Source organism: Polynucleobacter sp. MWH-Jannik1A5 (genome assembly GCF_018881795.1).
Taxonomy (GTDB): Bacteria; Pseudomonadota; Gammaproteobacteria; order Burkholderiales; family Burkholderiaceae; genus Polynucleobacter.
In genome coordinates this window covers 880505-896410 of the sequence record NZ_JACVPQ010000001.1, presented here as the reverse complement: position 1 = coordinate 896410, position 15906 = coordinate 880505, and the positions used below count along the sequence as shown (strand labels likewise).

The following is a 15906-nucleotide window of genomic DNA, read 5'->3' as shown; positions in this document are numbered from 1 at the left end:
ATCAGTTGCGCTCCATGTCAATGTCAATACCCAACGAACGGATTTCTTTTACCAGCACGTTGAAGGATTCGGGCATGCCAGCATCAATCGTGTGCTCGCCCTTGACGATGTTTTCGTAAACTTTGGTACGGCCTGCGACGTCATCGGACTTCACTGTCAGCATTTCCTGCAAGACATATGAAGCACCGTATGCTTCGAGGGCCCAGACTTCCATCTCACCAAAGCGCTGACCACCGAACTGAGCTTTACCGCCCAATGGCTGTTGCGTTACTAAAGAGTAAGGTCCGGTTGAACGAGCATGCATCTTGTCATCGACCAAATGGTGGAGTTTCAAGACGTGCATTACGCCAACAGTTACTGGACGCTCGAACTGATCGCCAGTTCGGCCATCGCACAAAATCATTTGCTGACGTGAAGGTGTCATCTTCAAAGAAGTTGCTACTTCTTCTGGATAAGCCAACTCGAGCATGCGTCCGATTTCTGCTTCTGTAGCACCGTCAAACACTGGTGTTGCAAATGGCAAGCCTTGGCGGAGATTCTCAGCCAACACTGTGATTTGCTCGTCAGTGAAGTTGTCGATATCTTCAATGCGACCTGTTTCGTTGTAAAGCTGTTTGAGGAACTTACGTAACTCAGCTTGTTTGGCTTGTTGACGAACCATCTCGTCGATACGCTTACCAATACCTTGAGCAGCCCAACCTAAGTGGGTTTCCAAGATTTGACCAACGTTCATACGGGAAGGAACACCCAATGGGTTCAAGACGATGTCAACAGGGCGTCCGTCAGCCATAAATGGCATGTCTTCAGCTGGAGCGATTTTAGAAACCACACCTTTGTTACCGTGACGACCGGCCATCTTGTCACCAGGCTGCAAGCGACGCTTAACAGCCAAGTACACCTTGACCATCTTCGTTACGCCAGGTTGCAAATCATCGCCCTGGGTAAGCTTGGTGCGCTTCTCTTCAAAGGCTTCATCAAACTGCTTACGTTTCGCTTCGATAGAAGATTTAATCGCTTCAACTTGTGAGGCAACCTCATCATCTGCTGGACGAACATCAAACCAATGGTATTTATCCAAGCCAGCAAGGTATTCCTTGTCGATCTTAGTGCCTTTAGCTAATTTCTGAGGACCACCATTGGCAACTTTACCAATCAACAGTTTTTCTAAACGCATGAAGGCATCGCCTTCAACAATACGCAACTGGTCGTTTAAGTCCAAACGATAGCGTTGCAATTCTTCTTGAATAATTGACTGTGCACGGGCATCGCGCTCAATACCTTCACGAGTGAAGACTTGAACATCGATAACAGTACCGATCATTCCTGATGGAACGCGCAAAGAGGTATCTTTTACGTCAGATGCTTTTTCACCGAAGATCGCACGGAGGAGCTTCTCTTCAGGAGTGAGAGTTGTCTCGCCCTTTGGAGTTACCTTACCAACCAATACGTCACCAGCTTCAACTTCAGCACCGATGTAAACAATACCGCTTTCATCTAAACGGGAGAGTTGTGACTCTGCCAAATTAGAGATATCGCGAGTAATTTCTTCTGAACCAAGCTTAGTATCACGCGCAACCACTGACAACTCTTCAATATGAATAGAGGTGTAGCGGTCGTCAGCAACAACTTTCTCAGAGATCAAGATTGAATCTTCGAAGTTGTAACCGTTCCATGGCATAAATGCCACAGTCATGTTTTGACCCAAAGCCAATTCACCCAAATCGGTAGATGCACCGTCAGCAACTACGTCGCCGCGGGCTACACGATCGCCAACCTTCACGATTGGACGTTGGTTAATGTTGGTGTTTTGGTTTGAACGGGTGTACTTGATGAGGTTATAAATATCCACACCAACTTCACCAGCTGCAGTCTCATCATCGTTCACACGAATCACAACACGATTCGCATCAACGTAATCAACAATACCGCCACGCGCTGCTAATACAACAGTGCCGGAGTCAACCGCAACAATACGCTCTAAGCCGGTTCCAACTAACGGCTTATCTGGACGCAAGCAAGGAACTGCTTGACGCTGCATGTTCGCACCCATCAACGCACGGTTCGCATCATCGTGCTCTAAGAATGGAACGAGTGAAGCAGCGGCAGAAACGATCTGGCTAGGAGCAACGTCGATGAAATCGATACGCTCTGGGCTAACCATCATGGTTTCACCAGCTTGACGAGCAGAAACCAATTCGTCAGCTAATTTACCGTTTTTGTCGATCGTTGCATTCGCCTGAGCAATCACATACTTCGCTTCTTCAATCGCAGAGAGGTAAACCACTTCGTCGCTTACTTTGCTGTTAGCAACTTTACGGTATGGAGTCTCAAGGAAACCATGCTCGTTCAAACGCGCAAACAATGCGAGCGAGTTGATCAAACCAATGTTTGGTCCTTCTGGTGTTTCGATCGGGCAAACACGTCCGTAGTGGGTTGGATGCACGTCGCGCACTTCGAAACCTGCGCGCTCGCGTGTCAAACCACCAGGTCCCAATGCAGAAATACGGCGCTTGTGCGTGATCTCTGAGAGTGGGTTGGTTTGGTCCATAAACTGGGACAACTGTGAAGAACCGAAGAACTCACGAATAGCAGAAGAGATTGGCTTGCTGTTAATCAAGTCATGCGGCATGAGGTTTTCTGTTTCGGCTTGGCCGAGACGTTCTTTAACCGCACGCTCTACACGTGACAAACCAGCACGGAATTGGTTTTCAGCCAATTCGCCAACGCAACGTACACGACGATTACCTAAGTGATCGATATCGTCTACTTCGCCTTTGCCGTTACGTAAATCTACGAGAGACTTAATGGTGTCGAGGATGTCTTCGTTTGACAGAACCATTGGGCCTTCCATTTCTGGACGGTTCAAACGGCTGTTGACCTTCATGCGGCCAACGCGTGACAAATCGTAAGTATCTTCGCTATAGAACAAGCGTTGGAACAAGGCTTCAACAGCATCTTCTGTTGGAGGCTCACCAGGACGCATCATGCGGTAGATGGCGATACGAGCAGCCATTTGATCCGCAGTTTCGTCAGTACGCAATGTCTGTGAAATGTATGCGCCAGAATCTAAATCGTTGGTGTAGATGGTTTCTAACTGCTTGATACCTGCATCGCGCAATGTCGCCAACAACTCTTCAGTGATTTCATCATTGGCGTAAGCCAAGATTTCACCGGAGTCTGGATCAACAATATTGCGTGCCACTACACGGCCAATTAAATAGTCGTCTGGTACAGCGATTGTTTTTGTTTTTGCAGCTTCGAGTTCGCGAATATGCTTTGCATTGATACGCTTGTCTTTTTGAATGACTACAACGCCATTCTTGTCGAGCACGTCAAAGCTAGCCAACTGGCCACGCAAACGCTCTGGCACAAATTCCATTGAACCGCCATTAGCAGTCAATGAGAAATGGTCAAAGTTAAAGAAGTTAGCAAGAATCTGTTCGTTGTTTAAACCAATTGCTTTAAGCAAAATGGTGACAGGCATCTTACGACGACGGTCAACGCGGAAATAGAGAATATCTTTTGGATCAAACTCGAAATCGAGCCATGAACCACGGTAAGGAATGATGCGTGCTGAGAACAGCAACTTACCTGAGCTATGTGTCTTGCCCTTATCGTGCTCAAAAAACACGCCTGGGGAACGGTGCAACTGAGAAACGATCACGCGCTCAGTACCGTTAATCACAAAAGAGCCGTTTTCTGTCATGAGTGGAATTTCACCCATGTAGACTTCGCTCTCTTTTACCTCTTTAACCTTAGTAGGCGCTTCGCGATCATAAATAATCAAGCGAACTTTTGCGCGTAAGGCAGAGTGGTATGTGTAGCCACGTTGTTGACATTCTTTAACGTCAAATGGTGGCTGTGATAACTGGTAAGACACGTATTCCATACGTGCATAGCCGTTGTTAGACACAATTGGGAACGCTGATGTAAAGGCAGCTTGAAGTCCCTCAGTAAGACGAGACATTGCCGGCTTATCAGCCTGTAAAAATTTAGCGTAGGATTCCAGCTGCGTTGCGATCAGGTACGGAACCTGGTGGTTGTTTACTCGCTTAGCAAAGCTTTTACGGACTCGCTTGCGTTCGGTGAAGCTATAGTTCATTTCATCTCCGAATTCAGCGACTGTACAAAGATTTGGCGATTGGCCACTACCAATCACTGGCGGACAACACTAAACCGATAGATTTAGTGTCCGACCAAACTTGCATTCTGCAGTCGTATCAGAAGGCAAACCCGATTTCAATCAGAAATGAAATCGGGTTTGACCTCTAGAGGTCAAACCCAACATGGCTAACGCCCCTTTTTGAGAGGCGCCAGCAGTGTGTTTATTACTTAAGTTCTGCTTTAGCGCCAGCTTCTTCAAGCTTCTTCTTAGCTTCTTCAGCAGTTTTCTTGTCAACGCCTTCTTTGATTGGCTTCGGTGCACCGTCAACCAAGTCCTTAGCTTCTTTCAAGCCAAGACCAGTAATTTCGCGAACTGCCTTAATTACTGAAACCTTGTTTGCGCCAGCTTCGAGCAAGTTAACAGTGAATTCTGTTTGCTCTTCGCCACCACCAGCTGCAGCACCACCGCCTGCAGGACCAGCAACAGCCATAGCTGCAGCTGAAACACCAAACTTCTCTTCGAACGCTTTAACCAAGTCGTTCAAATCCATAACGGACATGCTACCTACTGCATCAATGATTTCTTCTTTAGTAATCGCCATTTTTAGCTCCTAATACTTAAATAGTTAATCTGTCGCTTATTCAGCGGCAGGGGTTTCGTTTGCTTCTGTTCCAGCTTCTGGGGCTGCGGCTGCAGGCTCAGCGGCTGCTTCTGGAGCGGCTTCAGCGGCTACTGCTGCTGGGGCTGCTGCTTCTGCAGGTGCTGCTGCGGGAGCGGGTGCTCCAGCTGCCTTTTGTGCTGCTACTGCGCCCAATACGCGAGCCATCGCAGATACCGGTGCCAACATCACACCCAACAACTGAGATAACAACTCGTCGCGGCTTGGAATTGTTGCGAGGGCTTTTACACCTGCAACGTCTAACAACTTGCCGTTATATAAGCCAGCTTTAATGACTAGCAAATCTTGAGTCTTAGCAAAGCTCTGCAATACTTTTGCCGAAGCAATCGGATCAGCAGAAATGCCGTAAATCAAGGGGCCAACCATCGAATCAGCAAGAGGCTCAAACTGTGTGCCTTGTGCAGCACGGCGTGCCAATGTGTTCTTCAAAACGCGAAGATATACACCTTGGTCACGTGCGCTAGCACGTAGCTTTGTCAACTGCTCTACTGGAATACCACGGTATTCAGCGAGCACGACAGTTTGGGCTCCAGCCAATTGAGCGCCGACATCAGCAACAATCGCTTTTTTGTCTTGTACATTCAAAGGCACGGTTTAACTCCATAAAAACCAACTGTTTCCAGTTGGGGTTACACACCAGCGTCTGATCATTTGTTCACAAATACTCTTGTGAAAATCTTTTCAGGGTCGCCATCTGCGCTGGCTATTACTTTCGTAACGATTAAGAATTAACTCTGTAATAGCAACTAATTCACCAACGGTCTTTGATGTTCGACTCTCACTCAAAGAGTGGGAGTCGACCCAAAGTTCTTTTTTGTTACAAGCTAATTAAGCTGCAGCCTGTAACGATGCTTGGTCTACGCGTACGCCTGCACCCATGGTGCTGCTTACGGCAACCTTCTTTAAATAGATGCCCTTAGATGCAGGAGGTTTTGCTTTATTCAAAGCCTCAAGCAATGCGAGCAAGTTGGATTTCAATGCAGTTGGTTCGAATGAACGACGGCCAATGCTTGCGTGCACGATACCGGCTTTGTCCACACGGAACTGAACTTGACCAGCTTTTGCATTTTTAACTGCAGTAGCAACGTCAGGAGTAACTGTTCCAACTTTTGGATTTGGCATCAAACCACGTGGGCCCAATACTTGACCTAAAGTACCAACAATTTTCATTGTGTCTGGAGATGCGATCAAAATATCAAAATCAATTTTGCCGCCTTTAATTTGCTCAGCAAGATCTTCCATGCCAACGATTTCTGCACCAGCAGCTTTAGCTTGTTCAGCTTTCTCACCTTGTGCAAAAACAGCAACACGAACATGCTTACCTGTACCAGCCGGGAGCACTACTGCGCCACGCACAACTTGGTCAGATTTCTTAGCATCAATACCCAACTGAACAGCAACGTCGATAGACTCGTCAAACTTAGCAGTTGCACACTCTTTAACGAGGTTCAATGCGTCGTCTAATGAATAGAACTTGTTACGATCAACTTTAGATTGAATTGCTTTTACGCGTTTAGATAACTTAGTCATGATTAGAGACCTTCCACAGTGATGCCCATGGAACGGGCGCTACCAGCAATAGTTCTAACAGCTGCGTCCATATCGGCTGCTGTCAAATCTGGCATTTTTGCTTTAGCGATTTCTTCCGCTTGAGCACGAGTAATTGAACCAACCTTATCGGTATGGGGACGTGGTGATCCTTTTTCGATCTTCGCAGCCTTCTTAATCATGATGGTTGCTGGAGGAGTCTTCATGATGAATGTGAAGCTCTTATCAGCGAACGCTGTAATCACGACTGGAATTGGTAGGCCAGGTTCCATGCTCTGAGTTTGAGCATTAAACGCCTTACAGAATTCCATAATGTTGAGGCCGCGTTGACCCAATGCTGGACCTACGGGAGGTGATGGATTTGCTTTACCTGCAGGGATCTGCAGCTTAATAAAGCCAATAATCTTCTTTGCCATGTGTTGCTCCTAAAAGCGCGCCTAACCTCATTAGGAAAGACCGCTGTTGAGTAAACGCTTCGCTAGTTTTTGGCTTTCTAGCTCCGCTCCTCGGTTAAATACAAAAACTAAATAACCATCTAAAACTGTTTTTACTTCTACCGCTACTGCACTGCAAAACTGGACTAAGTCCTTGTTTTTACATCTTTTCTACTTGGCCGAACTCCAGCTCAACTGGGGTACCGCGGCCAAAAATTGTAACAGAAACGCGCAATCTTGACTTCTCATAGTTCACTTCCTCAACGTTTCCGTTGAAGTCTGTAAATGGGCCCTCTTTAACGCGAACCATCTCACCCACCTCAAACAAGGTCTTAGGCTTAGGTTTATCAACCCCAGCCTGCATTTGATCCATGATTTTAGTGACCTCTGCAGTAGAAATCGGGCTTGGGCGGTTACGAACGCCACCGACGAAACCAGTCACTTTTGGCGTGTTTTTCACCAAATGCCAGCTCTCATCGGTCATTTCCATCTCGATCAGGACGTATCCTGGGAAGAAGCGGCGCTCAGAAACTGATTTTGTGCCGGATTTGATTTCCACAACCTCTTCGGAGGGAACCAAAATACGACCAAATTTCTCAGGCATGCCAGAACGTGCAATACGCTCTTCAAGGCCTTTTTTCACGCTCTTTTCCATTCCGGAATAAGCATGAATAACGTACCAGCGCATATTGCCGGTAGCTTGTGGATTTGCGGCTACTTCAGAATCAATCATTTTTTACTCACTTCCAGCCTAAAAAGACTGAAAAAACTAGCCATTCAATCAATTTGTCTGCAATCCACAAGAACAAGGACATGATCAGAACAAAGCCAAATACGACTAGAGTCATTTGGGTAGTCTCTTTACGAGTCGGCCAAACAACCTTTTTTACTTCATACCAAGAATCTTTGGCATAGGCGATAAAGCGACGCCCATCCGGTGAAATCGCCACAATTAAAACTGCAACCGCAATACCGCCAAACAAAACAGCCAGGCGAACCAACATAGACTGGTCAACCAGCGTGTAGTAAAGCACCAACGCGGCGACAACGATTAAAGCAGCGAGTCCAGAGACCCAGCTGCTTTTTTCTTCAGATTGACTTGCTGTTTGTTGAGACATATTGCTTTCAGTTCAAATCGTGGCAGGGGCGGAGGGCATCGAACCCCCAACCTTTGGTTTTGGAGACCAACGCTCTGCCAATTGAGCTACACCCCTTTATAAAAAACTACTTAAGCCAAAATCTTTGCAACCACGCCGGCGCCAACAGTACGGCCACCTTCACGGATCGCAAAACGTAAACCTTCTTCCATCGCGATAGGAGCGATGAGTTTTACGGTAATTGTTACGTTATCACCAGGCATTACCATTTCTTTGTCTTTTGGCAACTCGATTGAACCAGTTACGTCCGTAGTGCGGAAGTAAAACTGTGGACGATAGTTGTTAAAGAATGGAGTATGACGACCACCTTCGTCTTTACCCAAGATGTAAACCTCGGCTGTAAAGTGAGTATGTGGGGTGATTGAACCTGGCTTAGCCAATACTTGGCCGCGCTCAACTTCTTCACGTTTTGTACCGCGTAACAAGATACCAACGTTATCGCCTGCTTGACCTTGGTCGAGCAATTTGCGGAACATTTCAACACCAGTACAAGTGGTCTTGAGTGTTGGTTTGATACCGATGATTTCGATCTCTTCACCAACCTTAACGATACCGCGCTCGATACGGCCTGTAACAACAGTACCGCGACCGGAGATAGAGAACACGTCTTCTACTGGCATCAAGAACGCGCCGTCAACAGCACGCTCTGGAGTTGGGATGTAGGTGTCTAATGCTTCAGCCAATTTCATGATGGCTTCTTTACCCAATGGGCCTTCGTCGCCTTCGAGCGCTAACTTAGCAGAACCTTGGATGATTGGTGTGTCATCGCCAGGGAAGTTGTACTTAGACAGAAGCTCACGAACTTCCATTTCAACTAACTCGAGCAATTCAGCGTCATCAACCATGTCGCACTTGTTCAAGAACACTACGATGTAAGGAACGCCCACTTGGCGTGCCAAGAGGATGTGCTCACGAGTTTGTGGCATTGGGCCGTCAGCAGCAGAGCAAACTAAAATTGCGCCGTCCATCTGAGCAGCACCAGTAATCATGTTCTTAACGTAGTCAGCATGTCCTGGGCAATCGACGTGAGCATAGTGACGGTTAGCTGTCTCATACTCAACGTGCGCAGTATTAATCGTAATACCACGTGCTTTTTCTTCTGGAGCAGCATCGATCTGATCGTATGCTTTCGCTTCGCCACCGAATGCTTTAGAAAGCACGGTTGCGATTGCTGCTGTCAATGTGGTTTTACCGTGGTCAACGTGACCGATGGTGCCTACGTTTACGTGCGGTTTTGTCCGCTCGAACTTTTCTTTTGCCATTTTTAATCTGCCTTTAGTTAACTCTTAAACCAAACACGAAATACATAATTAATAAAACCAAACATGGTGCCCATGGGCAGGATCGAACTGCCGACCTCTCCCTTACCAAGGGAGTGCTCTACCACTGAGCCACATGGGCGTAATCTAATGCAACAAATTCTGGAGCGGGATAAGAGAATCGAACTCTTGACCGAAGATTGGAAATCTGCTGTTTTACCATTAAACTAATCCCGCACATCTGGTGGAGGGGGTAGGATTCGAACCTACGTAGGCGTAGCCAACAGATTTACAGTCTGCCTCCTTTAGCCGCTCGGACACCCCTCCGCGAACCCAATATTCTGACTCCAAATGGAGTTTCTGTCAATCACTCTAAACGCTTTGCACAAGTAAAAACGCCCAGACCTAAAAGGGTCTGGGCGTCGCATTGGTGCCCGGCAGTTACCTACTTTCACACGGGTAATCCGCACTATCATCGGCGTAGAATCGTTTCACTGTCCTGTTCGGGATGGGAAGGAGTGGTTCCAATTCGCTATGGTCACCGGGCGTAGAGGGTCGAGTTGCTGATTAAATCAACAACTCCATTTGAGTAAGCATGTAATAAGGATGCAGATTAAATCTGGCAAACATCCAACACAATAGTGCTGGTTATAGGATCAAGCCTAACGGGCAATTAGTATCGGTTAGCTTAATGCATTACTGCACTTCCACACCCGACCTATCAACGTTGTGGTCTTCAACGACCCTTTATGTAGGTTAAACCTACGGGAGATCTCATCTTCAGGCAAGTTTCCCGCTTAGATGCTTTCAGCGGTTATCTCTTCCGTACATAGCTACCCTGCGATGCTTCTGGCGAAACAACAGGTACACCAGCGGTACGTCCACTCCGGTCCTCTCGTACTAGGAGCAGCCCCCGTCAAATCTCCAACGCCCATGGCAGATAGGGACCAAACTGTCTCACGACGTTTTAAACCCAGCTCACGTACCTCTTTAAATGGCGAACAGCCATACCCTTGGGACCGGCTACAGCCCCAGGATGAGATGAGCCGACATCGAGGTGCCAAACACCGCCGTCGATATGAACTCTTGGGCGGTATCAGCCTGTTATCCCCAGAGTACCTTTTATCCGTTGAGCGATGGCCCTTCCATACAGAACCACCGGATCACTATGACCTGCTTTCGCACCTGCTCGACTTGTCGGTCTCGCAGTTAAGCACGCTTTTGCCATTGCACTTTAGGTACGATGTCCGACCGTACCAAGCGTACCTTCGTACTCCTCCGTTACACTTTGGGAGGAGACCGCCCCAGTCAAACTGCCTACCATGCACTGTTCCCGACCCGGATAACGGGCCAAGGTTAGAACCTCAAATAAATCAGGGTGGTATTTCAAGGTTGGCTCCAACAGAACTAGCATCCTGTTATCAACGCCTCCCACCTATCCTACACAGACCGATTCAAAGTCCAATGCAAAGCTACAGTAAAGGTTCATGGGGTCTTTCCGTCTAGCCACGGGTAGATTGCATCATCACAAACATTTCAACTTCGCTGAGTCTCAGGAGGAGACAGTGTGGCCATCGTTACGCCATTCGTGCAGGTCGGAACTTACCCGACAAGGAATTTCGCTACCTTAGGACCGTTATAGTTACGGCCGCCGTTTACTGGGACTTCAATCAAGAGCTTGCACCCCATCATTTAATCTTCCAGCACCGGGCAGGCGTCACACCCTATACGTCCACTTTCGTGTTTGCAGAGTGCTGTGTTTTTATTAAACAGTCGCAGCCACCTTTTTATTGCAACCCTTTCGTCCTCCCGTTGTTCACGGTCAAACTACAAGGGCGCACCTTATCCCGAAGTTACGGTGCAAATTTGCCGAGTTCCTTCTCCTGAGTTCTCTCAAGCGCCTTAGAATACTCATCTCGCCCACCTGTGTCGGTTTGCGGTACGGTCTTGTTAGACTGAAGCTTAGAGGCTTTTCTTGGAACCACTTCCAATTGCTTCGCGAATAAATTCGCTCGTCTCACGCCCTTGAATTACGCTACCGGATTTACCTAATAGCCATCTCCAACGCAAGAACCGGGACTTCCAACACCCGGACAACTTTCCGCGATCCGTCCCCCCATCGCATCTAACAATGGTCAAGGAATATTAACCTTGTTCCCATCAGCTACGCATCTCTGCCTCGCCTTAGGGGCCGACTCACCCTGTTCCGATGAACGTTGAACAGGAAACCTTGGGCTTACGGCGAGGGGGCTTTTCACCCCCTTTATCGCTACTCATGTCAGCATTCGCACTTCTGATACCTCCAGCATCCTTTACAAGACACCTTCACAGGCTTACAGAACGCTCTCCTACCATCACATTACTGTGATCCGCAGCTTCGGTTATATGCTTAGCCCCGTTACATCTTCCGCGCAGGACGACTCGATCAGTGAGCTATTACGCTTTCTTTAAAGGATGGCTGCTTCTAAGCCAACCTCCTGACTGTTTTAGCCTTCCCACTTCGTTTCCCACTTAGCATATATTAGGGACCTTAGCTGGCGGTCTGGGTTGTTTCCCTCTTGACACCGGACGTTAGCACCCGATGTCTGTCTCCCGTGCTTGCACTTGTAGGTATTCGGAGTTTGCTATGGCGCAGTAATCCGCAATGGACCCCACTACCATGACAGTGCTCTACCCCCTACAGTGATACACGAGGCACTACCTAAATAGTTTTCGGAGAGAACCAGCTATTTCCAGTTTTGTTTAGCCTTTCACCCCTATCCACAGCTCATCCCCTAACTTTTCAACGTTAGTGGGTTCGGTCCTCCAGTACGTGTTACCGCACCTTCAACCTGGCCATGGATAGATCAACTGGTTTCGGGTCTACACCCAGCAACTAGCGCCCTATTCGGACTCGCTTTCGCTACGCCTTCCCTATTCGGTTAAGCTTGCTACTGAATGTAAGTCGCTGACCCATTATACAAAAGGTACGCAGTCACCCCTTACGAGGCTCCTACTGTTTGTATGCACACAATTTCAGGATCTATTTCACTCCCCTCCCGGGGTTCTTTTCGCCTTTCCCTCACGGTACTTGTTCACTATCGGTCGATTACGAGTATTTAGCCTTGGAGGATGGTCCCCCCATATTCAGACAGGATTTCACGTGTCCCGCCCTACTTGTCTCTAGCCTAGTACCACCCAATAATTTTCACATACGGGACTATCACCCTTTATTGTTGGACTTTCCATTCCATTCTGTTAATTACTGAGCTATCACTAGAAGGCTCTTCCCATTTCGCTCGCCACTACTTTGGGAATCTCGGTTGATGTCTTTTCCTCTCGCTACTTAGATGTTTCAGTTCACGAGGTTCGCTTCTCATACCCTATGTATTCAGGTATGGATACCACAAAAGTGGTGGGTTTCCCCATTCAGAAATCCCCGGATCAAAGCTTATTTACCAGCTCCCCGGGGCTTATCGCAGGTTATAACGTCTTTCGTCGCCTGTAATCGCCAAGGCATCCATCATGTGCACTTATTCACTTGATCCTATAACGAGCACCATTGCTAGTACCTGTTACAGGTTTACTTCTACTTCTGACATGTTTGCCGTAATCCAAACTGTAAGTACTTTGTTAAGAACTTGGTAAAACTCGTTTGTATTACTGATTGATGATTCAATCTTTACCCTTATTACATTGTCAAATGTCCTCTCAAAGAAACATTTGACACTTTGCTTACTCAAATTTTTAAAGAACAGCCATAAATGGCAAAACTAAACAATTAAAAATTGCTTAGTTTTGACATTTAGATGATGGTGGAGGATGACGGGATCGAACCGACGACCCCCTGCTTGCAAAGCAGGTGCTCTCCCAGCTGAGCTAATCCCCCAACGTCCCACTAAGTCTTGTTTCTGGCTGGTGGTGGGTCTGGTAGGACTTGAACCTACGACCCCTGCGTTATCAACACAGTGCTCTAACCAGCTGAGCTACAGACCCGTGGCTTTTATTGTCAACCGATAAGTGTGGGCACTATAGATCCAGCATCTTTTCTCTAGAAAGGAGGTGATCCAGCCGCACCTTCCGATACGGCTACCTTGTTACGACTTTACCCCAGTCATGAACCCTGCCGTGGCAGTCGCCCCCCTTGCGGTTAGGCTAACGGCTTCTGGCAAAACCCACTCCCATGGTATGACGGGCGGTGTGTACAAGACCCGGGAACGTATTCACCGCGACATTCTGATCCGCGATTACTAGCGATTCCAGCTTCACGTAGTCGAGTTGCAGACTACGATCCGGACTACGATGCATTTTCTGAGATTAGCTCCCCCTCGCGGGTTGGCAACCCTCTGTATGCACCATTGTATGACGTGTGAAGCCCTACCCATAAGGGCCATGAGGACTTGACGTCATCCCCACCTTCCTCCGGTTTGTCACCGGCAGTCTCTTTAGAGTGCTCTTGCGTAGCAACTAAAGACAAGGGTTGCGCTCGTTGCGGGACTTAACCCAACATCTCACGACACGAGCTGACGACAGCCATGCAGCACCTGTGTTCACTTTCTCTTACGAGCACCTAATGTATCTCTACTTCGTTAGTGACATGTCAAGGGTAGGTAAGGTTTTTCGCGTTGCATCGAATTAATCCACATCATCCACCGCTTGTGCGGGTCCCCGTCAATTCCTTTGAGTTTTAATCTTGCGACCGTACTCCCCAGGCGGCTGACTTCACGCGTTAGCTACGTTACTCAGGATGTAAATCCCGAACAACTAGTCAGCATCGTTTAGGGCGTGGACTACCAGGGTATCTAATCCTGTTTGCTCCCCACGCTTTCGTGCATGAGCGTCAGTGTTATCCCAGGGGGCTGCCTTCGCCATTGGTATTCCTCCACATATCTACGCATTTCACTGCTACACGTGGAATTCTACCCCCCTCTGACACACTCTAGCTATACAGTCACAGGCGCCATTCCCAGGTTAAGCCCGGGGATTTCACGCCTGTCTTGTATAACCGCCTGCGCACGCTTTACGCCCAGTAATTCCGATTAACGCTCGCACCCTACGTATTACCGCGGCTGCTGGCACGTAGTTAGCCGGTGCTTATTCTTCAGGTACCGTCATTCCCGGACTGTGTTAGAGCCGGTGTTTCTTCCCTGACAAAAGAGCTTTACAACCCGAAGGCCTTCTTCACTCACGCGGCATTGCTGGATCAGGGTTGCCCCCATTGTCCAAAATTCCCCACTGCTGCCTCCCGTAGGAGTCTGGGCCGTGTCTCAGTCCCAGTGTGGCTGATCGTCCTCTCAGACCAGCTACTGATCGTCGCCTTGGTGGGCTTTTACCCCACCAACAAGCTAATCAGGCATCGGCCGCTCTAATCGCGCGAGGTCTTTCGATCCCCCGCTTTCCCCCTCAGGGCGTATGCGGTATTAGCACAGCTTTCGCTGCGTTATCCCCCACGATAAGGTACGTTCCGATGTATTACTCACCCGTTCGCCACTCGCCACCAGGTGCAAGCACCCGTGCTGCCGTTCGACTTGCATGTGTAAGGCATGCCGCCAGCGTTCAATCTGAGCCAGGATCAAACTCTTCAGTTCAATTCCTGTGATCCTTGCGGATCGTCGCACTCATTCAAGAAATTGACTTGGTAATAAAACCAAATCTTTTTACTGTCTATGAGTACTATTTATTTACATCTGTCCCGAAGGACTGGATGCTTTCACTTAGTACCCACAATTATCGGTTGACTAATTTTTAAAGAGGGCTGACTTGTTTCTTGTTTCAAAAAACATTCAGCAGAGAGGTGAGACTATATCCCACTTTTTCAGGGTCGTCAACACCTTTCGTACTCTTTTACTCAAAAAAGGCAGGGTTTTTTCCTACTTTTTAAATTAATTCAATAAAAACAATGGGTTAGTTTTCAAAAAAAATTTATCTTTTTTTCTAAATGATCTCTATTTTTAAGTTTTTTGTGGGTGGGTTGAGGAATTTATCCTCTTTTTTAGCCCCCGTTTCATGGCTTATGGCATAGAAGCCACATGTTAGGGAAAACCCTGAAAATTATTCTAATTCCTGCTAATATATTGCTATGCACAATAAATTAGCGAATAGTCACTTACCTGCTAGCCCATATACGGTAGGGCAGGCTGTGCCCGTTCGCGAGCTACATGCAGGTTACAGACAAGAGATCCTGAATCATTTGCTACAACTAAATGATGAAGATAGACGCTTACGCTTTGGCACACAAACCCCCGACGAAGTCATTCGCCACTATGTAGAACACCTTGATTTCAATAAAGACTCTATTTTTGGCGTATTCGATTTGGACTTAAAACTCATTGGCATGGCACATCTGGCCTATTTGCCAGAACATAAAGGGCAAGCGAGAGCTGCTGAATTTGGTGTCTCCGTTTTGCCAGAAGGGCGTGGACAGGGCTTAGGCACAGCGCTATTGCAACGTTCAGCTGTCCATTCGCGCAATACTCGCATTGAAACACTGTTTGTTCACTGCCTTGCAAACAATAAGGCAATGATGCATTTGGCGCAAAAGGCTGGCATGACAGTTGAGTTTGCTTATGGTGATGCCGATGCCTGCTTAAAGTTACCACCGGCGAGTCCCGCAACCATTGTGGAAGAAGCTGCAAACGAACAGTGGGCTGATATGGATTACGTACTAAAGAAAAACCTCAAGCAATCCAATCAAGCATGGTGGTGGTTTTTGGGTAGACCCGGACTCGCGCGTTAACTAATTCTG

General features: G+C 47.7%; 8 protein-coding genes, 6 tRNA genes, 3 rRNA genes and 1 pseudogene. 1 reads left to right on the top strand and 17 read right to left on the bottom strand.

Features of this window, described 5'->3' with window-relative positions; genetic code table 11:
* Position 1 precedes the first annotated feature (1 nt).
* From rpoB to ICN23_RS04430, 17 genes and pseudogenes are all read right to left on the bottom strand, one after another.
* On the bottom strand, positions 2 to 4102 hold the full coding sequence (rpoB, locus tag ICN23_RS04510) for a DNA-directed RNA polymerase subunit beta (protein ID WP_216231086.1): 4101 nt from the start codon (positions 4100 to 4102) through the stop codon (positions 2 to 4).
* A 226-nt stretch (positions 4103 to 4328) separates the two neighbouring features.
* Positions 4329 to 4706 carry a 50S ribosomal protein L7/L12 gene (gene rplL, locus ICN23_RS04505; RefSeq protein ID WP_216139832.1) on the bottom strand — a complete coding sequence of 126 codons (378 nt, stop codon included), beginning with the start codon at positions 4704 to 4706 and terminating at the stop codon, positions 4329 to 4331.
* A gap of 153 nt (positions 4707 to 4859) precedes the next feature.
* Positions 4860 to 5375: pseudogene (gene rplJ, locus ICN23_RS04500) on the bottom strand (50S ribosomal protein L10); the annotation flags it as partial.
* Positions 5376 to 5612: 237 nt separating this feature from the next.
* Complete coding sequence (rplA, locus tag ICN23_RS04495; RefSeq protein ID WP_215348179.1) at positions 5613 to 6314, bottom strand: 50S ribosomal protein L1; 702 nt, start codon at positions 6312 to 6314, stop codon at positions 5613 to 5615.
* Between the two features lie 2 nt (positions 6315 to 6316).
* Positions 6317 to 6748 carry a 50S ribosomal protein L11 gene (gene rplK, locus ICN23_RS04490; RefSeq protein ID WP_068320088.1) on the bottom strand — a complete coding sequence of 144 codons (432 nt, stop codon included), beginning with the start codon at positions 6746 to 6748 and terminating at the stop codon, positions 6317 to 6319.
* A 178-nt stretch (positions 6749 to 6926) separates the two neighbouring features.
* Positions 6927 to 7499: a transcription termination/antitermination protein NusG gene (nusG, locus tag ICN23_RS04485; RefSeq protein ID WP_114637484.1), complete on the bottom strand. Its 573-nt coding sequence runs from the start codon at positions 7497 to 7499 to the stop codon at positions 6927 to 6929.
* 7 nt (positions 7500 to 7506) lie between these two features.
* A complete protein-coding gene (gene secE / locus ICN23_RS04480) occupies positions 7507 to 7884 on the bottom strand; it encodes a preprotein translocase subunit SecE (RefSeq protein ID WP_216231084.1) in 378 nt (125 codons plus the stop codon).
* Between the two features lie 20 nt (positions 7885 to 7904).
* Positions 7905 to 7980: transfer RNA gene (locus ICN23_RS04475), tRNA-Trp, on the bottom strand.
* Between the two features lie 14 nt (positions 7981 to 7994).
* The gene (gene tuf, locus ICN23_RS04470) at positions 7995 to 9185 is read right to left on the bottom strand and encodes an elongation factor Tu (RefSeq protein ID WP_071464430.1); all 1191 of its coding nucleotides are present in this window, start codon (positions 9183 to 9185) and stop codon (positions 7995 to 7997) included.
* A gap of 64 nt (positions 9186 to 9249) precedes the next feature.
* Positions 9250 to 9324, bottom strand: a tRNA-Thr gene (locus ICN23_RS04465).
* A gap of 21 nt (positions 9325 to 9345) precedes the next feature.
* Positions 9346 to 9419, bottom strand: a tRNA-Gly gene (locus tag ICN23_RS04460).
* A gap of 5 nt (positions 9420 to 9424) precedes the next feature.
* Positions 9425 to 9509, bottom strand: a tRNA-Tyr gene (locus ICN23_RS04455).
* Positions 9510 to 9614: 105 nt separating this feature from the next.
* Positions 9615 to 9728, bottom strand: a 5S ribosomal RNA gene (gene rrf / locus ICN23_RS04450).
* 106 nt (positions 9729 to 9834) lie between these two features.
* Positions 9835 to 12708, bottom strand: a 23S ribosomal RNA gene (locus ICN23_RS04445).
* A 266-nt stretch (positions 12709 to 12974) separates the two neighbouring features.
* A tRNA-Ala gene (locus tag ICN23_RS04440) sits at positions 12975 to 13050 on the bottom strand.
* Positions 13051 to 13080: 30 nt separating this feature from the next.
* Positions 13081 to 13157 (bottom strand) — tRNA-Ile (locus ICN23_RS04435).
* 59 nt (positions 13158 to 13216) lie between these two features.
* Positions 13217 to 14749: ribosomal RNA gene (locus ICN23_RS04430) — 16S ribosomal RNA — on the bottom strand.
* The 16S, 23S and 5S rRNA genes sit together here with 5 tRNA genes alongside, the layout of an rRNA operon.
* A 491-nt stretch (positions 14750 to 15240) precedes the next feature.
* On the opposite strand from ICN23_RS04430, the gene ICN23_RS04425 reads away from it, so the two are divergent.
* A complete protein-coding gene (locus tag ICN23_RS04425) occupies positions 15241 to 15897 on the top strand; it encodes a GNAT family N-acetyltransferase (RefSeq protein WP_216231083.1) in 657 nt (218 codons plus the stop codon).
* Positions 15898 to 15906: the final 9 nt, after the last annotated feature.